General features: G+C 62.4%; 22 protein-coding genes. 17 read left to right on the top strand and 5 right to left on the bottom strand.

Translation table 11 applies throughout. The features are described 5' to 3' along the window. Window positions 1-32 precede the first annotated feature (32 nt). Both AC1MBU_RS06740 and purH read right to left on the bottom strand, forming a co-directional pair. On the bottom strand, window positions 33-2,252 hold the full coding sequence (locus tag AC1MBU_RS06740) for an NADP-dependent isocitrate dehydrogenase (protein WP_479789557.1): 2,220 nt from the start codon (window positions 2,250-2,252) through the stop codon (window positions 33-35). 71 nt (window positions 2,253-2,323) lie between these two features. After that, on the bottom strand, window positions 2,324-3,940 hold the full coding sequence (gene purH / locus AC1MBU_RS06735) for a bifunctional phosphoribosylaminoimidazolecarboxamide formyltransferase/IMP cyclohydrolase (RefSeq protein WP_479789555.1): 1,617 nt from the start codon (window positions 3,938-3,940) through the stop codon (window positions 2,324-2,326). A gap of 312 nt (window positions 3,941-4,252) precedes the next feature. Here purH and AC1MBU_RS06730 point away from each other — a divergent pair, with 312 nt between their 5' ends. The 15 genes from AC1MBU_RS06730 to AC1MBU_RS06660 all read left to right on the top strand — a co-directional run bounded on the left by AC1MBU_RS06730 (window position 4,253) and on the right by AC1MBU_RS06660 (window position 19,545). Beyond that, the gene (locus AC1MBU_RS06730) at window positions 4,253-4,780 is read left to right on the top strand and encodes a hypothetical protein (RefSeq protein ID WP_479789552.1); all 528 of its coding nucleotides are present in this window, start codon (window positions 4,253-4,255) and stop codon (window positions 4,778-4,780) included. Between the two features lie 105 nt (window positions 4,781-4,885). After that, entirely contained in the window at window positions 4,886-5,419 is a 534-nt protein-coding gene (locus AC1MBU_RS06725) for a hypothetical protein (protein ID WP_346028486.1), read from the top strand. 69 nt (window positions 5,420-5,488) lie between these two features. Continuing rightward, window positions 5,489-6,238 carry a YsnF/AvaK domain-containing protein gene (locus AC1MBU_RS06720; RefSeq protein WP_346028487.1) on the top strand — a complete coding sequence of 250 codons (750 nt, stop codon included), beginning with the start codon at window positions 5,489-5,491 and terminating at the stop codon, window positions 6,236-6,238. A gap of 92 nt (window positions 6,239-6,330) precedes the next feature. Further along, the gene (locus AC1MBU_RS06715; protein WP_471673092.1) at window positions 6,331-6,477 is read left to right on the top strand and encodes a hypothetical protein; all 147 of its coding nucleotides are present in this window, start codon (window positions 6,331-6,333) and stop codon (window positions 6,475-6,477) included. 128 nt (window positions 6,478-6,605) lie between these two features. After that, window positions 6,606-7,682, top strand: coding sequence for a hypothetical protein (locus AC1MBU_RS06710; protein WP_479789549.1), 1,077 nt, complete (start codon window positions 6,606-6,608; stop codon window positions 7,680-7,682). A gap of 297 nt (window positions 7,683-7,979) precedes the next feature. After that, window positions 7,980-8,525 (top strand): hypothetical protein, encoded by a 546-nt coding sequence (locus tag AC1MBU_RS06705; protein ID WP_471673090.1) that lies wholly within the window; start codon window positions 7,980-7,982, stop codon window positions 8,523-8,525. Window positions 8,526-8,645: 120 nt separating this feature from the next. Next, window positions 8,646-9,080, top strand: coding sequence for a hypothetical protein (locus AC1MBU_RS06700; protein WP_479789547.1), 435 nt, complete (start codon window positions 8,646-8,648; stop codon window positions 9,078-9,080). A 72-nt stretch (window positions 9,081-9,152) separates the two neighbouring features. Beyond that, entirely contained in the window at window positions 9,153-9,692 is a 540-nt protein-coding gene (locus AC1MBU_RS06695; RefSeq protein WP_479789544.1) for a hypothetical protein, read from the top strand. 2 nt (window positions 9,693-9,694) lie between these two features. After that, on the top strand, window positions 9,695-11,218 hold the full coding sequence (gene cls / locus AC1MBU_RS06690) for a cardiolipin synthase (protein ID WP_479789542.1): 1,524 nt from the start codon (window positions 9,695-9,697) through the stop codon (window positions 11,216-11,218). 22 nt (window positions 11,219-11,240) lie between these two features. Further along, the gene (locus AC1MBU_RS06685; protein ID WP_277358219.1) at window positions 11,241-11,843 is read left to right on the top strand and encodes a DUF2238 domain-containing protein; all 603 of its coding nucleotides are present in this window, start codon (window positions 11,241-11,243) and stop codon (window positions 11,841-11,843) included. Further along, the gene (locus tag AC1MBU_RS06680) at window positions 11,840-12,919 is read left to right on the top strand and encodes an AI-2E family transporter (protein WP_346028490.1); all 1,080 of its coding nucleotides are present in this window, start codon (window positions 11,840-11,842) and stop codon (window positions 12,917-12,919) included. Before AC1MBU_RS06685 ends, AC1MBU_RS06680 begins: the two co-directional genes overlap by 4 nt. Next, window positions 12,904-14,307, top strand: a complete 1,404-nt coding sequence (locus AC1MBU_RS06675; RefSeq protein WP_479789539.1) for a phosphatase PAP2 family protein — start codon at window positions 12,904-12,906, stop codon at window positions 14,305-14,307. The genes AC1MBU_RS06680 and AC1MBU_RS06675 overlap by 16 nt, the downstream gene beginning before the upstream one ends. 20 nt (window positions 14,308-14,327) lie before the next feature. After that, entirely contained in the window at window positions 14,328-15,338 is a 1,011-nt protein-coding gene (locus tag AC1MBU_RS06670) for an alpha/beta fold hydrolase (RefSeq protein WP_479789537.1), read from the top strand. A gap of 71 nt (window positions 15,339-15,409) precedes the next feature. Beyond that, complete coding sequence (locus tag AC1MBU_RS06665; RefSeq protein ID WP_277358223.1) at window positions 15,410-16,759, top strand: MFS transporter; 1,350 nt, start codon at window positions 15,410-15,412, stop codon at window positions 16,757-16,759. 62 nt (window positions 16,760-16,821) lie between these two features. After that, window positions 16,822-19,545: an alpha-amylase family glycosyl hydrolase gene (locus AC1MBU_RS06660; protein ID WP_479789531.1), complete on the top strand. Its 2,724-nt coding sequence runs from the start codon at window positions 16,822-16,824 to the stop codon at window positions 19,543-19,545. Between the two features lie 66 nt (window positions 19,546-19,611). On the opposite strand, the gene purN is transcribed toward AC1MBU_RS06660, so the two are convergent. Continuing rightward, complete coding sequence (purN, locus tag AC1MBU_RS06655; RefSeq protein ID WP_479789529.1) at window positions 19,612-20,193, bottom strand: phosphoribosylglycinamide formyltransferase; 582 nt, start codon at window positions 20,191-20,193, stop codon at window positions 19,612-19,614. Window positions 20,194-20,256: 63 nt separating this feature from the next. On the opposite strand from purN, the gene AC1MBU_RS06650 reads away from it, so the two are divergent. Continuing rightward, entirely contained in the window at window positions 20,257-20,700 is a 444-nt protein-coding gene (locus AC1MBU_RS06650; RefSeq protein ID WP_277358226.1) for a hypothetical protein, read from the top strand. Window positions 20,701-20,702: 2 nt separating this feature from the next. On the opposite strand, the gene AC1MBU_RS06645 is transcribed toward AC1MBU_RS06650, so the two are convergent. Continuing rightward, the gene (locus AC1MBU_RS06645) at window positions 20,703-21,959 is read right to left on the bottom strand and encodes a cell division protein PerM (RefSeq protein ID WP_346028495.1); all 1,257 of its coding nucleotides are present in this window, start codon (window positions 21,957-21,959) and stop codon (window positions 20,703-20,705) included. Between the two features lie 92 nt (window positions 21,960-22,051). After that, window positions 22,052-22,804 (bottom strand): TSUP family transporter, encoded by a 753-nt coding sequence (locus AC1MBU_RS06640; RefSeq protein ID WP_479789524.1) that lies wholly within the window; start codon window positions 22,802-22,804, stop codon window positions 22,052-22,054. A gap of 51 nt (window positions 22,805-22,855) precedes the next feature. Here AC1MBU_RS06640 and AC1MBU_RS06635 point away from each other — a divergent pair, with 51 nt between their 5' ends. Beyond that, on the top strand, window positions 22,856-23,500 hold the full coding sequence (locus tag AC1MBU_RS06635) for a DUF1684 domain-containing protein (protein ID WP_479789519.1): 645 nt from the start codon (window positions 22,856-22,858) through the stop codon (window positions 23,498-23,500). Window positions 23,501-23,573 lie beyond the last annotated feature (73 nt).

Below are 23,573 nucleotides of genomic sequence, written 5' to 3'. Positions count from 1 at the left end.
AATCGCGGGTGCGGGGCGTTCTGCATGCGGTCCTAGCCGAGGGTCGAGAGGACTTCAGTAAACTTCTGCGACGGCCGCATCGCGGCCACCACCTTGGTGATGTCCGGGTGGTAGTAGCCGCCGATATCCACCGGTGTTCCCTGGACTGCGAGCAGTTCCGACAGGATGGTGTCTTCGCTGGACGTCAGCTGTTCCGCCACTGCCGAGAATGCCGCTGCGAGCTCGGCGTCCTCGCTCTGGCTTGCGAGCTCTTTGGCCCAGAACTGGGCAAGGTAGAAGTGGCTTCCACGGTTGTCGAGTTCGCCGACCTTGCGGCTCGGTGATTTGTTCTCCAGGAGGAAGGTAGCCGTTGCACGGTCGAGCGTGTCCGCTAGGATCTGGGCACGCGCATTTCCTGCCGTGGTGGCAAGGTGCTCGAAGCTGACCGCAAGCGCAAGGAACTCGCCGAGGCTGTCCCAGCGCAGGTGATTCTCGCGGACGAGTTGCTGGACGTGCTTGGGAGCAGAACCACCCGCACCCGTCTCGAAGAGGCCGCCGCCGTTGATCAGGGGAACGATGGAGAGCATCTTGGCGCTGGTGCCCAGTTCAAGAATGGGGAACAGGTCGGTGAGGTAGTCCCGCAGTACGTTTCCTGTGACGGAAATGGTGTCTTCGCCCTTGCGGATTCGTTCGAGGGTGAATACGGTTGCCTTCACCGGAGAGAGGATCTCCAGCTGGAGACCGTCGGTGTCGTGCTCCTCGAGGTACTCGTTCACCTTGGCGATCAGGTTGGCGTCATGCGCGCGCTCCTCATCAAGCCAGAACACGGCCGGCGTTGCTGATGCACGGGCTCGCGTGACCGCGAGCTTGACCCAGTCGCGGATGGCGACGTCCTTGGTCTGGCACGCACGCCAGATGTCACCCGGCTCGACATCGTGCTCGATCAGGACGTCACCGGAATTATCCACAATCTGGACCTTGCCCGGCGTTTCAATCTCGAAAGTCTTGTTGTGGCTGCCGTATTCCTCGGCGGCCTGGGCCATCAGGCCGACGTTCGGCACGGTGCCCATGGTGGTGGGATCGAAGGCACCGTTGGCGCGGCAGTCGTCAAGCACTACCTGATAGATGCCCGCGTACGAGCTGTCCGGCAGCACTGCGAGAGTGTCTGCTTCTTCTCCATCCGGGCCCCACATGTGACCGGAGGTTCGGATCATCGCGGGCATGGAAGCGTCGACGATGACGTCGCTCGGAACGTGCAGGTTGGTGATCCCCTTGTCCGAATCCACCATCGCCAGCTTCGGTCCGTTCTCGATGCCCTTGCGGACGGCAGCTTCCACCTCTTCGCGGGTGCCGGACGGCAGCTTCTCGAGGCCGCTCAGGATGGAGCCGAGCCCGTTGTTGGGGCTAAGCCCTGCTGCCTGGAGCTGGTCGCCGTAGGCGGCAAAGACCTCAGGCAGGAACGCGCGGACAATGTGGCCGAAGATGATCGGGTCTGACACCTTCATCATGGTGGCCTTGAGGTGTGCGGAGAACAGCACACCGTCATTCTTTGCGCGCTCAACCTGGGCTGCAAGGAACTCGTCCAGGGCCGCCGCACGCATGACGGTTCCGTCGATAACCTCGCCGGCGAGGACCGGGAACGCCTTCTTCAGAACGTTCACCGTGCCGTCCTGTGTAACGTGCTGAATGGTCAGCGAGTCATCGGAGGACATGACAACGGACTTCTCATTCGAACGGAAGTCACCCTCGCTCATGGTCGCGACGTTGGTCTTCGAATCGGCTGACCACGCGCCCATGGTGTGCGGGTTCTTGCGGGCGTAGTTCTTCACCGACTGGGGCGCGCGGCGGTCCGAGTTGCCCTCGCGAAGCACCGGGTTGACGGCCGAGCCCTTGATCTTGTCATACCTCGCGCGGACGTCGGATTCCTCATCACTGGATGGGCTGTCCGGGTAGTCCGGCAGTGCGTAACCCTGGCCCTGAAGCTCCGCGATAGCTGCCTTCAGCTGCGGCACCGACGCGCTGATGTTCGGCAGCTTGATGATGTTCGCTTCGGGCTTGGTGGCCAGTTCTCCCAGCTCGGCGAGCGCGTCACCGATGCGCTGTTCCTCGGTCAGGTAGTCGCCGAACGTCGCAATGATGCGCCCGGCCAGCGAGATGTCGCGGGTCTCCACCTCTACCCCGGCGGTCGACGCGAAAGCCTCGATGATCGGGAGGAACGAATACGTGGCCAGCATCGGCGCTTCGTCGGTGTGGGTATAGATAATTTTAGCCATGGTGAGGCGTCTCCTGAGGGCTCTTTTTGTACTGAGTCTGTTGGTGCTTCAACTGTGTCTAACGTACCGGTTCAGTGGAAGAAGTGGCGTGCTCCGGTGAAGTACATGGTGATGCCCGCCGCATTCGCCGCATCGATGACTTCCTGGTCGCGTACCGACCCGCCAGGCTGAACGACGGCGCGAATACCCGCATCGATCAGGATCTGCAGACCATCGGCAAACGGGAAGAACGCGTCCGACGCCGCCACCGCACCGTGCGCGCGTTCTTTACCCTCACCCGCGAGCGAGTTTGCCCGCTCCACCGCGAGCTTGCAGGAATCCAGCCGGTTTACCTGTCCCATTCCGACGCCGACGGCGGCACCATCGCGGGCGAGCAGGATTGCGTTGGACTTCGCGGCCCGGCAGGCGGTCCAGGCAAATGCGAGGTCCGCCAACGTTGCGGTGTCCGCTGCCTCGCCCGCCGCGAGCGTCCAGTTCCCGGGGTCATCTCCGTCGGCGTTCACGGTGTCCGTGACCTGGATCAGGACGCCGCCGGACACCTGACGGATCTCGGTCGGGTAGCGATCGTAGCCCTCGGGCAGGGCGAGCAGGCGGATGTTCTTCTTTTGGGAAAGTATCTCAACCGCTTCGGCGTCGAAACCGGGGGCGATGACAACCTCGGTGAAAATTTCCTTCACCGTCCTTGCCATGCCGGCCGTCACAGTGCGGTTAGCTGCGATGACGCCGCCGAACGCGGATACGGGATCGCAGGCGTGCGCCTTGGCGTGGGCATCCGCGATGGGATCCGCTACCGTTGATGAGCCAACTGCAACACCACAAGGGTTGGCGTGTTTGATGATGGCCACGGCCGGCTCACGGAAGTCGTAGGCGGCACGCAACGCGGCATCGGCGTCGACGAAGTTGTTGTAGCTCATTGCCTTGCCGTGCAACTGGTCCGCCTGCGCAATTCCCACAGGAGCGGCCTTGTCCACGTAGAGCGCTGCCTGCTGATGCGGGTTCTCGCCGTAGCGCAGTACCTCCGAGCGCTCCAGCGCCAGGCCGGCGTAGGCAGGCCAGTCAATCAGGCCGTCGTCGTCCTCGTCCTGGAACTGCGTTGCCGTCCAGGAGGCGACCGCGTTGTCATAGGCGGCAGTGTGAGCGAAGGCGCGTGCGGCCAGCCGACGGCGGGTCTTCAGGTCAAAGCCGCCCTCGCCGGCGGCGCGGACAACACTGCCGTAGAACGTCGGATCCACCACGATGCTGACGGCGGCATGATTCTTGGCTGCCGAGCGCACCATAGCGGGGCCGCCGATATCGATCTGCTCGACGACGTCGTCCGCTGAGGCGCCGGACTTCACCGTCTCAACGAACGGATAAAGGTTGACCACCACCAGATCGAACGCTTCGATCTCCATCTCGGCGAGTGTGTCCATATGGGCCGGGACACGGCGGTCAGCCAGAATCCCGCCATGCACGCGCGGGTGAAGCGTCTTCACCCGGCCGTCGAGCATTTCCGGTGAACCTGTGACTTCCTCGACCTGCTGCACCGGGATGCCTGCCGCCGCGATGGTCTTGGCAGTAGACCCGGTGGACACAATGCGGACGCCGGCGTTGTGCAGCCCCTGAGCAAGTTCCTCCAGACCGGTCTTGTCATAGACGGAAATCAGCGCTCGGCGGATGGGAACACGATCAAGGTTGGTCAAGGTCACGCAGGTCTCCAAGGGGGAATGAGTGCGGTGGGATCATCTCCAGTCTAAAAGGGCGGGAGTCCGGGCAGGAAATAACGCGCAAATAACGATCAGCGGCGTGAAACCTTAATGTTCGAAACCGTGCTTTCCCAACCGGACCTGCTCGCAGGCCTGCCATGACGCCTGTGTGTCCACCTTCCCCCGTTGCACAGGGTCCGCGGACGGCTGATAACAGACAGGTCTCATCGGTTGGAGTGAAGTACTAAGCACGCTTACGTAGATAGGGAACCGGCGCTTCGGCGCCACAATCCACCGATAGAGGAGGAATACCCAATGACTACGCACAAGCAGATGAGCCGAACCCGCAAGCTTGCCATGGCAGGCATCCTGCCGATCGCCGCACTGAGCCTGGCAGGGTGTAACAGCACCTCGGGCACAGAAGAGGGCGCTGACGTTGAAGATGTGGTCGAGGAAGAAGCTGTCGCTGATGAGGGAGATCCCGTCGAGCCGTACGACGGCGTTTATGACACAGATTTCTACGAAGCCTACGACAGCTACGTCGGTGAGGAAGTAACGCTCTCGGCAGACGTCAACGAGATTGTCTCCGAGAAGTCCTTCACCATTGCCGGCACCGATGACACGACGGTTGAGGCACTCCTCGTCCTTGCCGATGGCCAGATGGAGGAAGTAACGCCCGGCCTGACCGTCTCGGTCACCGGCACAGTGATGGAGTCCTTCGACCTGCCGACCGTTGAGGAAGAGACAGGCCTGGACCTCGACGACGAAGCGTTCGTTGACTTCGACGGCGAGAACTACGTCGTTGCGGAGAGCGTCGACACCTCCGTGGACGCCGACAGCTAACCACACCTCCCGGCCGGTCAACCACATGCGTTGGCCGGCCAGCCCCACGTAGAAGAGTCCCGATCCATAAAAGCCCGATCCATAAAAGGAGGAGTCATGGGAACCATGAGTAAACAGAGTTGGATGAAGAAGGCAGCGATGCTGTCGATTCTCCCTATTACCGCGTTCGGGGTTGCAGGCTGCAACAGCACCTCCGGGCCCGAGACAGGCACCGATGTCGAGGATATTGTCGAAGAAGATGAACTGATCGACGAGGAAGACGTCGCTGAGGAAGCGGATCCCGCCCTTGAACCGTACGACGGCGCCTACGATCAGGACTTCTACGACGATGCTGAGAATTACGTGGGCCAGGAAGTAACCGTCTCAGCGGACGTAACGGCGACGCTCACGGATGATTCCTTCGTGATCGCGGGCGGTCCGGACACCACCGTCGATCCGCTGCTGGTGATTGAGGAGCAGGAAATTCCTCCCCTCGATGTTGGTCAGGCCGTCAAGCTCACCGGAACTGTCGAGCAGGCCTTCGACGTCGCTGCCGTCGAGGAGGAGTTCGGAATTGATCTGGAAGATGAACTGTTCGCCGACTACGTCGGCGATCCCTACCTCGCCGTCACGAGCGCCGAAATCCTCGAAGAGCAATAATGCCGGCACGGCTTCTTCCGTGCACCACGATGCTTTCCCGGTACAGGGTACTGAGTGAAGGAGAACACCATGATCACCCAGAACGATATTTCCCGCATCCTCGATTCCAAGGGCAACGTCCTCGACTTCGACGGCAACAAGGTCGGCTCTGTCGGAGAAATTTACGTCGATGACCGTACCGGCAACCCGAGCTGGGTCACGGTCAACACGGGGCTCTTCGGATCGAAGGAGTCTTTTGCACCGCTTGACGGCGCAACGCTCGAGGGCGACGACGTACGAGTGGGCTACACGAAGGCCACTATTAAGGACGCCCCGCAGGTAGCTCCCGACGCGCACTTGAGCGAGCTGGAGGAAGCCGAGCTATACCGCTATTACGGCATAACGGACGGGGACTACGTTTCGGAGCCCAACTCCGTTGGTCGCGACACCTCGGGGCCGGTGACGGATGACTCAATGACTCGTTCTGAGGAGCAACTCCACGTAGGCACTGAGCGGCAGGAGACCGGACGGGCTCGTCTACGCAAGTTTGTCGTTACGGAGAATGTCACTAAAACAGTCCCGGTTCAGCGTGAAGAGGTGCGCGTCGAGCGAGAGCCGATCACCGAAGCCAACCGCGGTGATGCCCTCAGCGGCCAGGGCGTCAGTGAGGACGAGCATGAGGTGGTCCTCCACGAGGAGCGACCCGTCGTAGATAAGGAAGCTGTGCCGGTGGAGCGCGTCCGTCTGAACAAGGACACGGTCACCGAAGAGCAGACCGTGAATGAGGAAGTCCGCAAGGAACAAATCGACACCGACGACGTCGACCGTAACCGCCGCTGACCCGGCGTGCGGTGACACTGACGCAAATCAATCCATAACCCGTGCATCGGGCCGTCCTGCCAGTGTCGGTTCTTGCACACGAAGGAGGAGCCATGAACAACGCACCTATGAATTCCTGGTGGAGGAAGATTGCAGTGGCGGCGCTGTTGCCACTTGCCGCGGTGGGAGTCGTCGGCTGCGATGATCCGGCCGTTGAGGAAGAGGTAGTCGACGAGGAAGTTGTTGAAGAGGACGATTAGAACCTCTTACGCGAATCCTCGCTGAAAGAGAATCATGAAGCGGAAGCGGCTGGCGGGGAAGGTGCTCCCGCCAGCCGATTTCGCATTTTGTACCCGGATCCAGTACGGAGCTTCGATTGGAAACATTCGTGGGTGAATTCACGGTTGGGTTGATAGCCGACCCGGGTCTGCCTGAAAAGATCATGCACCAGCTCAAGGGCAAACTCGCCAACGAACTGCGGCAGGGGACGGACGACTCAGAACTTTGGAAGGTACATACGAAGCGCGAGAAGCTGCCGCTTAATTCCGAGGGAGAAATTCCATTTTTCTCCCTGACGAAAAGACTGAAGAACGAGAACGGCTGGGACTACCTCTTCTATCTGACTGACTTGCCGAGGGCCGCAGACGGAGAACCGATGCTTGTGGAGATAGACCACGAGATGAACGGCGCACTGATCTCCCTTCCGGTGCTGGGCGCCGTTGGCGTTCAAGCTAAAGCGCGCAGACTCATCCTGGCGCTGGTCCATGCCCTGAGGGCAGAGCCATGGGCGACCGGTTTCCACCAACTCGATGAGGTGGGCCTGGGCAGGATTTCCTACCACCCCGGAGAGGAGCGGGACAAGCCGAGCTACCTCACGACGTCGGGCAGGTCCGGCCGCTTTCGATTACTGGTGGGGATGGTCCGCAACAATCGGCCAGGGCGGCTACTGCCGGCCCTGTCGAGTTGCATCGCAGCGGCAGCAGCTTCGGGAGCCTTCGGCATCTTCTATGCAGCCATCTGGAACATGGCCGACGCACTTTCCCCGCTCCGGTTGTTCATGATCAGCTTCTTGAGCATCGGCGCGCTGAGTGCCTGGCTGATCATGCACAACGGACTGTGGAGCAAGACGAGGCGGCACAGCAAATGGGACATCAACGAGGCCAGACGTGACAACGCATCCACCATCATCACAGTGTTCCTGAGCGTGACGATGATGTACCTGGTGCTATACACCATCCTCCTGGGCGGTTCCATCGCAGTCATCTCCGCGGGCTACCTGCAGTCCCAATTAGGACACTCCGTGAGCTTCCTCGACTACGCCACCTTGTCCTGGTTGGCGGCATCACTCGGCACGATCGCCGGAGCATTGGGGTCGAATTTCGATAAGGACGAGGCGATCCGCGAAGCGACGTACAGCCGGCGGCAGCACGAACGCAGAAAGCTCGCCGAGTCATACGAGGACTGAAACAGCACTGGTCCGTGCAACCGGTGTTGACCCCAACGTAACGCCGAAATAACGATCCCTGTTGCCCTTCCTTAATGTTCTTCGCAGGCATCCGACAGCAATCTTCCGCAGACGCTTGCGATGAAGCGGAACGGGCACCGTGGCTCCCGCCGGAAGAGTCCCGGAAGTCGTGATAACAGAACGGTCACGCTCGTTGAGGGCAAACTACTAAGCATGCTTACGTCGTAGATGAACGGGCGCACCAAGACTTCACAAGAGTCAAGGCGCCATCGTCCATCAACGAAGGAGGAAACCCAAATGACAACGCACAAGCAGATGAGCCGCACCCGCAAGCTTGCCATGGCAGGCATCCTGCCAATCGCTGCCTTGAGCCTGGCAGGGTGTAACAGCACTTCAGGCACAGAAGAGGGCGCTGACGTCGAAGATGTGGTTGAAGAGGAAGCTGTCGCCGAGGAGGAGGAAGCCGTTGACGCCGGCGCAGCCGTGGAACCCTACGAGGGTGCCTACGACACCGGGTTCTATGAGGACTATGAGAGCTACGTCGGTGAGGAAGTAACCCTTTCGGCGGACGTCAACGAGATTGTCTCGGAGAAGTCGTTCACCATCGCCGGCACGGATGACACCACGGTGGAGGCACTCCTGGTGATTGCCGAAGGCGAGATGGAAGAAGTCACACCCGGCCTGACCGTCTCAGTCACCGGCACCGTGATGGAGTCCTTCGACCTGCCGACCGTTGAGGAAGAGACAGGGCTGGACCTCGACGACGAAGCATTCGTTGACTTCGACGGCGAGAACTACGTCGTCGCCGAAACTGTCGACACTTCAGTGGACGCAGACAGCTAGCAACACCTCCCGGCCGGCCGCACTTCTGCTGACCGGCCGGGAACGAATTGTCAGGTGGTCCGGCCTCGGGGGTGGGCCACCTGACCACTGTCCGCAAAAGGTCCAACGATGGGAACACCGATGAAACACGCATATCTACGCCGGTGCGCCGCGCTTGCCATCGCCACCGTGGCCGGTGCCGGACTCGCTGGATGCACCTCGGAGCCGGAACCATTTGACGGGGACTATGACCCGAACTTCTACGATGCGATCAACACGTATGTGGGTGAGGAAGTGAGCCTCTCCGCAGAGGTTCTGGATGTGCTCTCTCCCACCTCATTCACCATCATCAGCGGGGATGACCCCACCGCGGATCCCCTGCTGGTACTGAACGAATCCGATGCAGAAGAAGTCCTGCCCGGCATGCCCATCCAAGTCACCGGAGCCGTCAAGGAAGCATTCGACCCGAGCACCGCCGAAGAAGATCTCAGTATTGATCTCGAGGATGCGCTTTATGAGGACTGGATAGGGGATTTCTATCTCGAAGTCACTGCCATCGACATACCGGCCGAATAGGGCCGGAAAACAACCGATCAGAACGGTCGATGAGCCGGACCCGACCTACAGGTTCCACCAATGGAGGAAATGATGGGCTCGATAACAAGAAAGACATGGGCAAAGAAAGCAGCGACGATTGCCGTACTGCCGGCTGCAGTGCTCGGAGTGGCCGGCTGTGGAGAGCAGAGCGTCTATGAAGCCGGGGTGGATCTTGAGGATCCGGACGCTGGTTTCATTGCCGGCGACGAGGAGTCCGACAACTCCCTCGATTCCGGACCCTACGACGAAGTGTATGACCAGAGTTTCTGGGACGAGCTGACGATCTACTTCGGCGAAGAAGTGACATTATCCGCACAAGTCAAGCAACCACTCGACCCACGGGCGTTCACCATCGCGGGTATGGATGACACGACGGTGAACCCGCTACTGGTTGTTCACGACGGGGAGGTTCCACAGTTGGAGCCCGGGCAATCGCTGATCATCAACGGTACTGTTCACGAGTATCTGGACGTTGAGGCGGTCGAGGAGGAGTTGGGCGTCGACCTGGACGACACAGTCTACGAGCAGTGGGAGGATGACCCTTACCTGTTGGCCACATCGGTCAAGGTCGACGCCGCGTCTGCGCCCTGAGTATGGATTTCCTCTCGTGGTGGGGCTCCCCCGCCGGCCAGACCGTGACGTGGCTCGTCGTCGTGGATTTTCTGATCCGCGTCGCAGCCTTAGGTACTGTTCCCCACAATCGGCGCCCCTCCTCTGCCCTTGCCTGGCTCGCCCTGATCTTCTTTTTCCCAATCGCCGGTCTGCTGATCTTCCTGCTTTTTGGCAGACTCCGGCTGCGTGGCAGCCGTGCAGCCTTCGAGCACCGCCTGGCCGATGAGTTACGGGGGAACGATGATCCTGCCCGGAAGGAGGCGGAACTCGATGTGCGGCTCGCACGGATCCCACCGGCGGTCTCTGCTGCGGTCACGCTCAACCGGAATAACGGAGCGACCCCGCTGACGGCAGGAAACGAGCTGACCCTGCACACCGACTACGACGAAAGCCTTGAGGCAATGACGCGGTGTGTAAAGCAGGCGGTGTCCTTTGTGCATGCGCAGTTCTACATCGTCGCCGCCGATTCCACGACCGACCGCTTCTTTGTTGCCCTCGAAGAAGCACATGCCCGAGGCGTCCAGGTGCGCGTTCTGCTCGATCATCTGGGCAGCAAAGGTTTCCCAGGTTACCGAGCTGCGGTGTCGAGACTGGATGCTGCAGGCATCAGCTGGCGGAAGATGCTACCCGTTGCACCGCCGCGCTTCCAATACCAGCGCCCGGACCTAAGGAATCACCGGAAGATCGTGGTCGTGGACAACCGGGTGGGTTTCACCGGTTCACAGAACATCATCGATGCGAGCTACAACAAGAAGCGAAACCGGCGAAAGAACTTCGAGTGGATCGACCTGATGGTCGAGGTCGAAGGCCCGGCGGTTGCCCAGTTGAATACCGTTTTCGTCGCGGACTGGTCAGCGGAAACGCATGAGATAGAAACGCGTGAAGATATCCAACTTCAGGCGGCAGCCCCATCGACAGGACCCGTCAGGAACGCGCTGGGCTCCCAACCCTTGCCCAGTTACTGCCAACTGGTTCCCAGCGGTCCGGCACTGGGCAATTCAAATAACCTGCGTCTGTTCAATCACCTCATCTACGGGGCAGAGCAGCGCGTGGTCATCTGCAGCCCTTACCTGGTTCCGGACGAGTCGCTGCTGATTGCGTTGACATCGGCTGCTCAGCGCGGAATTGACGTGGATGTGCACCTGGGTGCTACCTCTGATCATGTACTGACCCATCACGCACAGCGTTCCTACTACGAAGAACTCCTGCGGGCGGGGGTCAAAATTCACCTCTATCGACAGCCGTTTGTGCTTCATTCCAAGTTCGTCATCATTGACAGTTACACCTCCGTCATCGCCTCCTCGAACATGGACGTACGTTCCTTCGAGCTCAATCAGGAAATCAGCCTTCTGGTGCTGGACCGGCGCATTGTGGGCGAACTGGAAGAACTAGCGGCGCACTACGCCGCTGAAAGCAGCAGACTGGACTTATCCTCGTGGAGCAAACGACCCTTGCACCAGAGATTTTTCGACAACGCGTGCCGGCTCACGGCGAACCTACAGTAAGCGCACAAGAAAGGCTGATCCAGTGCATACCCACAAGCACAGCAATGACGCCCATCACCGTTGGCGACGAATCGGCGACGTCGTCAGGATCGCCTCGATCATCAGCATTGTGCTCGCCGTGCTCTGGTATGGGATTCCCGAGATCCTCGCTTTTGCGGTAGTCAGCGCCGGATTGATCGGTCTGCGGCTCGCCCGCCTGGCCGGCCCTTTCGATGCGGCATTCGGCGCTACCATTCTCCTGGCTACGTGGAGCGGCGTAGCCGGTCTCTACGAGGCGATCACCTGGTGGGACATCCTGGTGCACTTCATTACGGCCGGCTCATCGGCAGCGGTGCTCTACCTCCTGCTGGCAAGCACCGAAGTCACTCCCGGTAGCCCCGTCGGCAAAGCCCTTCCGTCACGTTCGATTGTGGTCCTGACCTTCGCTTTCGGCATCACCGTGGCAGTGCTCTGGGAATTCGCGGAGTGGGCAGGCAACGCCTTCATCTCCAAGGGAATCCACGTCGGCTATATCGACACTCTGATCGATATAGCCGTGGGCGGAGCCGGCGCGATCATCGCCGGGATATTCCTGTCCATGTGGAAGGACCAAACCTCAACCATTCAGAGCTCGGCACGACAATGAGTGCCCACCAGCCCACTGGGAGAAGGAGCGTCTGGAGCACCGGTCTGGGGCACGCCGCGGTAAAGCTGCACGTGCTCATCTTCGGGGTCTTCGCAGCCGTCATAGCCGTCATGGCGCTGAGCGCTGTGAAGCTGGTTCTCATACCCGTCCTGATTGCCCTCCTGCTGACCGCCGCGATCAGCCCGCTGGTCCACCTCCTGCAGCGTCGCGGGCTACCCAAATCCGCGGCCACCTTCATCTCCCTCTTCGTCTGCCTGGCTGCCCTTCTCGGAACCGGTGCGGCGGTGGCCTATTCCATCTACACCCAGTGGGACAAACTCCGGGCCAATTCTGAAGCCGGGCTCAGCAGGCTTGCAGAGAATATCGCGCGAAGCCCGCTGCCCTTCTCGGAACAGGAATTGCGTCAAGCGCGTGAAAATGCAGTTCAATCCATCACCGAGGGCATGTCGTTGAGCGATGCATTTGCCGCACTCAACACCGTCGCCACGTTCCTGACCGCGCTGCTTCTCATGATTGTGGTTCTGTTCTTCTTCCTCAAGGATGGCCAGGCCATGTGGTCCTTCCTGATCCGCCCCCTTGAAGGTAAACGCCTGGAAAGGACGCGACGCGCGGGAAAGAACGCCGTGGAAACCATGGGAGCCTATGTCCGAGGCATTTCCATCATCGCTCTCATCGACGCAGCAGGGATTGGGCTGGCCATGGTTCTGCTCGGAGTTCCCCTTGCCCTGCCCCTGACAGCCATCGTCTTCCTCGGAGGATTCATCCCGGTCATCGGCGCAACCGTGACCGGACTTCTCGCCGTCCTCGTCGCTTTCGTCACCAATGGCGCCGGCACCGCGCTCGCCCTGGCAGTCGCCGTCGTCCTTGTTCAGCAGTTGGAGGGTAACCTTCTGCAGCCAATCATCATGGGCAAGAGCGTCAAACTTCATCCGTTGGTGGTCCTGCTCGCGCTAGCGGTGGGAGCGATCCTTGCCGGCGTCATCGGAGCGATCCTCGCCGTACCCGTCGCCGCCGTCATCTGGACCGTCGTCAAGACCTGGAACACCGAAAGGGATTCCGTATGGCAGCAGAGTTGAGTGATGGGCTGGGCCGGTTCCTCCTGCACAGCACCGTGGGGATGCTCGCGCTGGTCGGCATCGGCTTGGCCTACGAGGCGCTTGTGCCTCAGTCGCAGCTCAGCGAACCGCCCAGCAACGGTTTCCTGAGCGTGCTCGGCGGCGCCGTCGGCTATGTTGCCGAAATCGTTGCCCAGGCCGGATGGCTGATCCTGCCTGTAGTAGTTGTGTGCTTGCTGATCCGCCGTCTCTACCCGTTGGCGGTTTATCTGGGCGTTGTGACGGCAGGTGCGGCGATTCTGGTCGGCGCAGGAATTCTTCTGACGAACGCGCTCGCCGTGTCCAAGGGCGGAAGTACCTTGTTCTCGGTGGGTTCCGTTCACCTGGTTGTAACGTGCGGGGCGCTGCTACTGGTGTTCCTGCCGGTAATCCCAGGCCGGGGCAGATCCTGGACGATCATCGGAATCGTGGTGGCGGCGGCCGCCGTGGAAGCTATCCGAGCCATCACAGGCGCGGTGTCCCTGTGGGCGGTTCTCGGTGGCTGGCTGATCGGCCTGACCTGGCTGTGCGTGAGCGCATGGGCCTTCCGACGCTGGCGCAGGCCGGACGAGCCCTGGCCAGTTCTTCATTCCGGTTTGCCGGTTGAGGACCGGCGCGCGTTAGTGCCGGTTCCAGTTCGGGAACCGCTCCTGCCTGGCGGGGGTCGCAGCGTCCTCATACTTTGCGGTACATGGCTGCTGCTCGCGTGCGCGGTCATCGGGTTGGGACTGCTCATTACAGGGGCGCTTTCTCCTGTCCGCTCCTTCGACCAGGCGGTGGTGGAGTGGTTCGCCGAGAATCGCACCGACACGTGGAATGCTCTTGCCACCATGGCCGGATCGTTCGGAACGACCGGGGGAATCATTGGAGCGCTGATTGTTACCGGAGCAATTTTCTCCGCAGCCACCCGGCGAGGCGCTCCAACGATCTTCCTGATCACTGCCGTGGTGGGAGAAACCGCCCTGTATCTGATCACCGGGATGATCGTGGGACGAACCAGACCTGACGTTGACCACCTCTCCGAAGGAGTTCCGCCCACCTCCTCATTCCCGTCCGGGCACGTTGCCGCGGCAGTTGTGTTTTACGGCGGATTGGCTCTGTTGCTGCGGGCCTGGACCCGGTCCCGCCTGCGCGACCTCGGGCTGATCCTCGCGCCGCTCATCGTGCTCGGAGTGTTGCTGTCGCGGCTGTACTGGGGCGTGCACTACCCCTCCGACACGATCGTTAGCCTGCTCTTCGCCACCGTCTGGGTTTGGGCTTGCTGGCGCTGCTTCGAACCGGCGCGCGGTGCATCGCGTGAAGAGTCCCAACCTGCACCCGGCACACTGCGGAATCATTCACAGCCAACCAGTCTCCAAAACCAGAAATGAAAGGTGACGCACAAAGCGCCATGCCCACAACTTTCCTCAGTTATGCCCGCCGTTTTCTGGCTACCGCAGTGCTTGCCACCGGAGCAGCCGTGCTCGCCCGCGGTTCATACGCGCGACATCTCCGGCAGGGCACCGTTGCAGGGCCCGGCAGTACCATCACGGTCGACGACGGAATTCAACTCCATACCGACGTTGAAGACCATGCCGACGCCCGGCTTACCATCGTCTTCGTGCATGGCTTCGCTGCCAGTTCCCAGGAATTCCATGAGCAGCGTGCTGCCCTCCGGGGTGCAGCGCGTCTGGTGCTTTTTGATCACCGCGGGCACGGCTCCAGTGGGTGGGGTCGTTACCGAAGGGCCACCATCGATCAGCTCGGTCATGACCTCGGGCAGGTCATCGATGCGCAGCCGGCCACCATCCCGATAGTCCTCGTTTCGCACTCCATGGGCGGCATGGCCACTCTTGCGCTGGCGAAACAACGTCCGGAACTCTTTACCGAGAGAATCGCCGCCGTAGCGCTTCTGTCGACTGCAGCAGGGCGCCTCCCGGCGACCAACATGCCCCGCCAGACGGCGCAGGCGATGGTCAGGACACACCTGGCTACCGTCGCTGCCTGGGCGCTTTGGCTGACCGCACCACTCATCGACGTGATCGCGCCGTTCCGGAGACAGTGGGGGCAGCGCTGGCTGCTCCACAAACTTTTCGGCGAGCAGGGCCCGCCGGAGAAAGCGGCCGGCATGGTGGAGGACATGTGGATCGGCACTCCCATGTCGATGGCTTCCGCGTTCTACCCCGCCTTTGTCAGCTACAACGTTCCCGCAGCACTGGATGTTCTGGATGACATTCCGGTTCTCGTCCTGGCCGGAACAAATGATCGCGTCATTCCGTCTGAACGCAGCGAAAACCTCGCACAGCAGATCGACTCTGCCGAGCTGGTCCTGGTGGAAGGAGCCGGCCACATGGTGAACCTCACCCATCCCGGAAAAGTGAATGAGGCTCTGCGCGAACTGGTGGACCGAGCCCAGCCCTGACGGCAGCGGTATGGTGTTCCAGACAGTCGCAGTGAGCGAGGAGCGCCGGGCGGCGCCGTCAGGACGGAACCGTGAGCACTTCAACCGAGCTTCCCACCGGCGACCAGGTGGTTCAGGACCTGCCATGGCGGTGGCGCGTACAGGGCAAGATCTTCCTCATCGGCGGTCTCGGGTTCATGTTCGACGCCTGGGACGTCACCCTCAACGGCTACCTCATCCCGCTGTTGTCCGACGAATGGGGGCTGACGCCCGGCCAGGCAGCCTGGGTTGGCACGTCCAACCTGATTGGAATGGCGGTCGGGGCGTTTGCCTGGGGGTCGATCGCCGACATCATCGGGCGGAAGAAGGCGTTCACCGCGACCCTGCTGATCTTCTCGCTCTTCACGGTCTTCGGAGCGTTGTCCGGTGACCTGGTCTGGTTCTGCATCTTCCGGTTCCTCGCCGGTTTCGGCCTGGGCGGCTGCATCCCCGTGGATTACGCGCTGGTCGGCGAGTTCACTCCGCGGAAGCACCGCGGCCGGGTGCTCACCGCCATGGACGGGTGGTGGCCTATTGGCGCTGCGCTGTGCGGTGTGGTGTCCGCGATCCTGATTGCCGCATTTGGAGATTGGCGCTACCTCATGCTGGTCATGGTGCTGCCGGCGCTTCTGGTCTTCTGGGTGCGCCGCTCAGTTCCGGAATCGCCGCTCTTCCTCGTGCAGCGTGGGCGCACCGGCGAGGCCAAAGCCGTCATCGACCAGCTGGTCAAGAGCACCGGTGGGGCTGTGCGCGAGTGGCGCCTACCACCGGCTGGAGACGATCCGCGCCTCACGCTCGGCGGCCTGACCGGGCAGTTCACTGCGCTCTGGCGCTTCAATTGGCGCATCACCCTTGCCGCCTGGGGTCTCTTCCTGTCGATCCTTTTGGTCTACTACGGTGCCCTCACCTGGATGCCGCAGATCCTCATCGCCTCCGGGTACCGCCAGTCAGTGGCCTTCCTGACCACGGCGGGCATGACCGGTATCGGGTTCCTCGGTGTGGTTGCGGCCGCACTCCTGGTTGAGCGGGTGGGCAGGAAATGGATCCTCGCGGTATCAGGCCCGCTATCCGCCGTCGTGCTGGTGATTTTCGCGCTCAACCTTGAGCTGCCGGCTGCGGCGACCGCGTGGCTCCTCGCGTTCGGTTTCACCATTCAGGTGGCGATTCCGGTCCTCTACACCTATGTGTCTGAGCTGTACCCAACTGAGCTGCGGGGGTCCGGGTTCGGCTGGGCGTCAACGGTCTCGCGGGTCGGCGCAGGGTTGGTTCCGCTGATCTTCGGATCCCTGCTGTGGCCGTATTTGGGGCTGCCGCTGACCTTTGCGGTGACGGGGCTGCTGGTCCTGCTCGCTGTGCTGTGGATGGCCTTCAATGCTCCGGAAACCAGAGGCACCCGCATTTGATTTGACACCTAAATGTGATCCGAGACACGCTATGAGGGTTCATTCCACTCTCCGGAGGTCTCATGATTGCCCGCAACGCCACTGTTGTCGTGCTTGCATCCCTGCTCGCAGCGACCGGCACCGCCCTACCCGCGCAGGCCAAACCGGCCGGCCCCAACAGCCCAAGTCCCACAACCACTGCCGAAGCGCAGCACTCGCTGCGCGCGCCGGTGACGGATGAGAACTTCTACTTCGTGATGGCTGACCGCTTCGCGAACGGAACTACAGCGAACGACGACGGCGGCCTCGGTTCTGATCCGATGGTGTCCGGTTTCGATCCCACCAGGAAAGGCTTCTATAACGGTGGCGACCTCAAAGGACTGCTAAACAAGCTCGACTACATCGAGGGCCTGGGCACCACGTCCATCTGGCTGACCCCGAGCTTCAAGAACAAGGCTGTGCAGCCGGCAGATAACTCGGCCGGTTACCACGGCTATTGGATCACCGACTTCACGCAGATCGACCCGCACCTCGGATCGAATGATGATCTGAAAGCGCTCATCGACGAGGCGCATTCCCGTGGCATGAAGGTCTACTTCGACATCATCACCAACCACACCGCGGATGTCATCGGGTACAAGGACGCTACCCGGATGCCTTACGTTTCCAAGGATGAGGTGCCGTACCGGACCGCTGACGGCGTGCCGTTCGATGACCGCGATGTGGCGGGCAGCGAGGACTTCCCCGAGCTCGATGCGGAGACCTCCTTCCCATACGCACCGGTGCTCGAGGAGGGCGAGGAAAACCTCAAGGTTCCGGCCTGGCTCAACGATCCGACGCTCTACCACAACCGCGGCGACACGACCTTCGCCGGGGAGGACTCCTACTACGGCGACTTCTTCGGCCTGGACGACCTCTTCACCGAGCACCCCAGGGTGGTTGACGGCATGAAGGAGATCTACCAGACCTGGATTGCCGACTTCGGTGTGGACGGATTCCGCATCGACACCATGAAGCACGTCGATGACGGGTTCTGGCAGGAGTTCGGCCCGGACGTCCTGAAGTTCGCCCATGACCAGGGCAAGGACGAGTTCTTCATGTTCGGCGAGGTCTTCGACACCACGAAGGACTTCACCTCGCAGTACACCACCCGCAACTCCATGCAGGCCGTTTTGGACTTCCCGTTCCAGGAGGCAGCCCGCAGCTTTGCTTCCCGGGGTGCGGACGCACAGCAGCTTGAGCAGTTCTTCATCGGCGACGACTGGTACACCGACGCCGATTCCAACGCATACAGCCTGCCCACCTTCCTGGGCAATCACGACATGGGCCGCATCGGTGGGTTCGTGGCCGCTGACAACCCTGACGCCGGCGAGGGCGAGCTGCTTGCCCGCGACGAACTGGCGCACGAACTGATGTACTTCTCGCGCGGTAACCCTGTCATCTACTACGGCGACGAGCAGGGCTTCACCGGCCCGGGCGGCGATCAGGATGCCCGCCAGACCCTCTTCGCGAGCCAAGTGGCTGACTACCTCGATGATGATCTCCTCGGTACCGATGCGACCCACGCCGAGGACAACTTCAACCCGGAACACCCGCTGTACAAGACCATCGGCTCGCTCGCAGAGGTGACCGAAGAACACCCGGCTCTGCGCAACGGAGCCCACCAGCACCGTTACGCATCCGAGGGAGCCGGGATCTACGCCTTCTCGCGAATCGACACGGAGCGTCAGCGCGAGTACGTCGTGGCACTGAACAACAGCGAGGAAGCGCAGACCGCCGAGGTGCCCACCTACCTGCCGTCCAGGACCTTCAAGTCCATCTACGGCGAGGGGGAAGACCGCGTGAAGTCAGCGCGCAACGGCACCATCACCATCACGGTGCCGCCGCTGTCCGCCGTCGTCTATGAGGCTTCCGGCCGCATTCCGGCTTCCAAAGCCGCTCCGGCCGTTCGTCTCACACAACCGACCCCGGCGGATGGCGACAACGGGCGCATGCTCGTGGAGGCCGACGTCGACGGTTCCTCCTTCTACGAGGTGTCCTTCGAAGCGCGCACGGCCGGCGGCGAGTGGACTCCGATCGGTACGGATGACAACGCGCCCTACCGCGTCTTCCATGATGTTGCCGCGCTCGATCCCGGTACACCGCTGGAGTACCGTGCGGTGGTGCTGGACAACAAGGGTCACACCGCCGGCAGCGGTGTGGTGAACGCGGAGGCGCCTGCGCCGATCGTGACGCTTCAGGCTCCTGCGGAAAACGCCTGGGTACGGGACGCCGTCAAGCTCAGCGCCGTAGCGGATCCGGAGAAGGCAACCAATGTGGTTTCCTTTGAGCGCAGTGTGAACGGCGGCGACTGGGAGCAGATCGGCACCGATAGCTCCTCACCCGCGTACACCCTGACCGACGACATCGCCGCCCTTGATCTGCCTGACAACACGCAGCTGCAGTATCGGGCGGTGCTTGGAGAGTCAGTGAGCAACGTGCGCACGGTGATCATCGGTGACCCGGTGGTAGTCCAGCCGAATGCGGTATCAGTGCCGGGAAGCCTCAACTCGGAAATGGGCTGCCCGGGCGATTGGGACCCGGCGTGTGACCAGGCGCAGATGACGCTTGGCGATGACGGCCTCTGGCGGCTTACGGTGGACCTCCCTGCCGGTGACTACGAGTACAAGGCAGCGATCAACAAGGATTGGCCCGAGAACTACGGAGCCGGTGGGGCACTCAACGGCAACAACATTCCGCTCGCGCACGACGGCGGTGCGGTGACCTTCACGTACGACCACCGGACGCACCTCATCACCGCGGAGTAAACCCCGGGCGGCTCGCCCCACGCCATCGAGTGGGCGCCCTATGACGGCCTTTGTCCGCAAACGCCGTTATTCGCGCCCACTCGATGACGTTAAAGCGAGGTCTCGGAGGGTGTCGATGAGGAGGGCGCGTTCCTGGACCTTGATGCGTTCGTGGAGGGTTTCCTCGGTGTCACCCTCCAGAACCGGCACCGCGGCCTGGGCGAGGATGGGGCCGGTGTCAATCCCGGCGTCGGCAATCATCACCGTGCAGCCGGTGACCTTGACCCCGTACGCGAGTGCATCGCGGACCCCGTGCGCACCCGGGAAACTGGGCAGCAGGGCAGGGTGCGTGTTGAGGTACCGGTTGGGGAACGTATCGAGGAAGCGCTGGTCAACAATACGCATGAATCCGGATGAAATGACATAGTCCGGCTTGTAGGAGGCAGCCTGGGCCGTCAGTTCCGCGTTCCAGTCCGAGCGGTTGCCGTACTGCTTGAAGTCCGCCACAAAGGTGGGGATGCCGGCAGCCGCGGCGCGCTCAACCCCGTATGTGCCGGGCCGGTCTGCGCCGACGGCCGCAATTTCCACCGGCAGTTCACCGGCCTCCACCGCGTCGATCACCGCCTGCAGATTGGAGCCTGTACCGGACACGAGGACAACGATGCGCATGGGTTCAAGCGTAGTAGGTGGCGGCCCGCGCTGATGTGCCACGGTGTGTCCTAGGGTTGAAGCATGAACAAACCCGCGCCCTCCGACCCGGCAGCCAGGCCCGCAAAGCCGTCGGGCCAGCCTTCGCCGCCGCCGGACAAGGACATTGCATCAACCCGCGGCCTCCTGCGCGTCTTCATGCTGCTCCTGCTCGGGACCCTCCTTGGCACCAGCTTCCCACTCCCTTGGAAGGTGCTGGGCCTTGTTTTCGGGCTGGCTGCGGTGACCGTCGGCATCCTCGCGCTGGTTGGCCTGGTCCGCCAGAAAGCCCCGACGCTGCTACGGATTTCGACGACGATAGGTCTGGTCGCGTCGCTCTTCCTCACCCTCGGTGCCGGCGCCGCCATTCTGCTGTGGCCAGTCACCGCGCAGTATGAGGAATGTATGGCAACCGCACTCACATCGAAGGCCCAACGGGAGTGTGACGAGGATCTACGCAACCTCGGCGGACTGCTGGGATCCCGCTGAAGCTACCGCGAGTCCCGCTCCAGCAGCGGGCTGACTGCGTAGCCGATGACGACGCCGACTCCCACCTCCGCTGCGACGAAGAGCGCCGTCCATAAGGGATCGGGGCCGATCTCGACGAACCGGCCAACTCCGACCGATGCACGGGAGAGAAACGCGACAACCGCCGTGCCGGCTCCGGCCAACACGCCGATGAACAACCCGAGCGTGACGGTGGATGCCGTGGCGGTGAACCAGCGGGCCTCCACTTTCAGCTGCAGCCACTCGTCGAAGTGGTTTTCTCCCTCGCGAAAGAACCACCAGCCGGCCAGAATACCCGCAACAACCGGCAGGGCGAGGGCAGCCATCCCGTACTCGAGCTGTCCCGAAGGTACCGCGCCGAGGACGGGCAGCGCCGGCAGCGGCCCAGCCGTGGTTGCCAGCGGACTAATGGAGCTTCCGGTGCCCAGTGCGAACCCGGCGCCCGAGGACCAGGCAAGGGTCCAGACTGCGAGGTTGGGAATGAAGCCGAGCTGGCCGATGGTGACGACGGCGCCGCCCAGTATGCCGGCGTCGAGCCTCTCGTAGATGGTGGCGATGGCCGCCCAGTGAATCGCTAGCGTCACGGCGAGCAGCAGCGCCGACAGTCCGAGCGCGGAAAGGACCGCAAGGAACGCAGCACGCACCGCGGACCACACGTAGGACCCGGCCCAGCGGGAATGTTGGCTGGTGGTGGCAATCCACTCCGCGAGGTCCACACCGATCAGGCGCCCCCACGAGCCGGCCTCGCGGTACGCGCCGATGATCAGGCCCGCACCGGCTGCGATGAGCGGCACACACGCACCGGCCGCAAGCGGTGCCGAGGTAACGCCGTCGTCAGCCAGGTAGGCGGCGCCGAGACCGAAGAGTGCATACACCGCGAGGGCACCGAGCAGCGCCTGCCACAGCTGGTCGGTGTAGGAGGCGCGCGCCAACCGCCGCCCTGCGCGCCAGGCGAGGAGGAACGGGACGAGCGTCAGCGCAAGGGGAACTGCCCACAGCAGGCCGGTGCCGCCGTCGGGCCGTGCAAGTTCAAGGGGCGCACCATGCAGTACCAGCCAGGCCTGCGCGCCGAGGTGGAGTGTTCCGAGCGCATCGCGCCCGGCAAAACCGCCCGTCAACCACACTGCGCCGAGGGGAACCAGGACGATCAAAGCGGAGATCACCGCAGCCTGTCCCAGTTCAAAGGCGCCCTGCAGCCAGAGGGGCATCGGCAGCGCACGGGGCTTGGTGGGGAGTTTCATCCCTTCCATGGTGCCACCGGCGCGTGCATCAGCCCCTGAACGACTCGGCGGTGTAGGTCACGGTGACGCCGGTCGTTGGCTCTGCTGGAGCGTCAGGCGAGCAGGTCGGCAAGGCCCTTGATGAGCGCTGTTGCAGCACCGAGGAAGGCGATAACGATGACGGCGAAGCGCGCCTGGCGGTCGTGGATATATCGCGAGAGCCGCTCCCCCGTGAAGATCCCGAGGATGATCGAGACCGGGATCAGCGCCCACATCCAGGTGTCCAGCGGCGGCACCTGCCCTGGGTCGATGAGGAGCTTGACGATCACGGTGACGCATCCGATAACGGCGAAGAACGGCTGCAGCGTGGCGGCGAACGGTCGCTGCGGCCACCGGGAGAGCAACGCGTAGGCGCTCACCGCCGGCCCGCCGACGCCTGCCATGGAATTAGTCAGTCCCGCCGAAAACCCGGCGACCGCCTTGGACCGGTTTCCCGTGACCATCACCGACGAACGCTGCAGCACCAGCGACGCCGTCAGCCCTGCCAGCACGACGGCGGCAACGGTCACCGCCAGCGGCGCACTGGGCAGGTTCACTGCAGCAAAGGAGCCGCCGACCGAACCGAAAACGGCAGGGAACGTCAGCCACCGGAACATGCTCCAGTCGATGTCCTTCCACACCCGGGGCACGATGAGCGTTGAGGACACCACGCCGCAGATATTGATCAGGAGCACCCCCTCGTGCGGGCCGAGGATCAGCACGAGGAACGGTGAAACGAGCAGCGCGAATCCCAGCCCGGCAATGCGTTGGGCAACTGCGCCTAGCACGATGAGTCCGAGGACGAGGATGAACAGCGCTATTGTCACGCTGAATACAGTACGCGCAGGCAACAGTTAAGCTGGAGTTAGGCTGGCAGTATGACTCTCGCAGCGACGGCACTGAACACAGCGGACTGGCGTCGGGAGGTCTTTGCGCTGTATGCCGAAGTCCGTGATGCGGCAGCCGCCGGCTCCCCCGCGCTGGCACATGCTCACTGGCGTACGGGACGCGACCGGCTGTTTGCCGGGCACCCGGCGTCACCGCTTTCACCGGCGGCCCGCCAGGCCTTCGCCGGCCTGAACATCGCACCATATGACCCTGCCTTCCGTTTCGAAGCTGACATTGACGACGACGGCGCCGGCCAGCTGATGGAGGTTCCCACCGGTACCGACGGGGTGGTCCCTTTCGAACGGCTGGGGACGGTTTCCCTTGACGGCGGAGCCTCCGGCGGCGTTGGCCGGCTCGCACTGTGGCGGCTGAAGTCCTACGGCGGCGGGCTCTTCCTCCCGCTGAGGGACGCCTCGTCCGGTGTGGATGGCGGGAGTTACGGCGGCGGACGGTACGTGTTGGACACCATCAAGGGCGCACACCACGGCGAGCGCGGCGGGCGGCTGATCGTCGACCTGAATTTCGCCTACAACCCCTCCTGCGCCTATGACGAGGAGTGGGCGTGTCCGCTCCCCGGCCCGGACAACCGGCTGGATGTCGCATTGCCGGTCGGCGAGCTGTACACCGCCTATTAAGTTGTACACCGCCTCTCAGTTGTACACCGCCTCCTGAGGCAGAGTTCATTCACGCGCAACCTCCCGCTCGCCG

It is taken from the genome of Arthrobacter sp. PTI12, from assembly GCF_056679915.1.
Note: the sequence above shows the minus strand (reverse complement) of the source record. Positions and strands in the feature narration are given on the sequence as shown.

Coding starts and splice junctions, on each gene's coding strand:
- AC1MBU_RS06740 (WP_479789557.1), bottom strand. CDS start 2,252: ATGGCTAAAATTATCTATACCCACACCGACGAAGCGCCGATGCTGGCC.
- AC1MBU_RS06730 (WP_479789552.1), top strand. CDS start 4,253: ATGACTACGCACAAGCAGATGAGCCGAACCCGCAAGCTTGCCATGGCA.
- AC1MBU_RS06725 (WP_346028486.1), top strand. CDS start 4,886: ATGAGTAAACAGAGTTGGATGAAGAAGGCAGCGATGCTGTCGATTCTC.
- AC1MBU_RS06720 (WP_346028487.1), top strand. CDS start 5,489: ATGATCACCCAGAACGATATTTCCCGCATCCTCGATTCCAAGGGCAAC.
- AC1MBU_RS06715 (WP_471673092.1), top strand. CDS start 6,331: ATGAACAACGCACCTATGAATTCCTGGTGGAGGAAGATTGCAGTGGCG.
- AC1MBU_RS06705 (WP_471673090.1), top strand. CDS start 7,980: ATGACAACGCACAAGCAGATGAGCCGCACCCGCAAGCTTGCCATGGCA.
- AC1MBU_RS06700 (WP_479789547.1), top strand. CDS start 8,646: ATGAAACACGCATATCTACGCCGGTGCGCCGCGCTTGCCATCGCCACC.
- AC1MBU_RS06695 (WP_479789544.1), top strand. CDS start 9,153: ATGGGCTCGATAACAAGAAAGACATGGGCAAAGAAAGCAGCGACGATT.
- cls (WP_479789542.1), top strand. CDS start 9,695: ATGGATTTCCTCTCGTGGTGGGGCTCCCCCGCCGGCCAGACCGTGACG.
- AC1MBU_RS06680 (WP_346028490.1), top strand. CDS start 11,840: ATGAGTGCCCACCAGCCCACTGGGAGAAGGAGCGTCTGGAGCACCGGT.
- AC1MBU_RS06675 (WP_479789539.1), top strand. CDS start 12,904: ATGGCAGCAGAGTTGAGTGATGGGCTGGGCCGGTTCCTCCTGCACAGC.
- AC1MBU_RS06670 (WP_479789537.1), top strand. CDS start 14,328: ATGCCCACAACTTTCCTCAGTTATGCCCGCCGTTTTCTGGCTACCGCA.
- AC1MBU_RS06660 (WP_479789531.1), top strand. CDS start 16,822: ATGATTGCCCGCAACGCCACTGTTGTCGTGCTTGCATCCCTGCTCGCA.
- purN (WP_479789529.1), bottom strand. CDS start 20,193: ATGCGCATCGTTGTCCTCGTGTCCGGTACAGGCTCCAATCTGCAGGCG.
- AC1MBU_RS06650 (WP_277358226.1), top strand. CDS start 20,257: ATGAACAAACCCGCGCCCTCCGACCCGGCAGCCAGGCCCGCAAAGCCG.
- AC1MBU_RS06645 (WP_346028495.1), bottom strand. CDS start 21,959: ATGAAACTCCCCACCAAGCCCCGTGCGCTGCCGATGCCCCTCTGGCTG.
- AC1MBU_RS06635 (WP_479789519.1), top strand. CDS start 22,856: ATGACTCTCGCAGCGACGGCACTGAACACAGCGGACTGGCGTCGGGAG.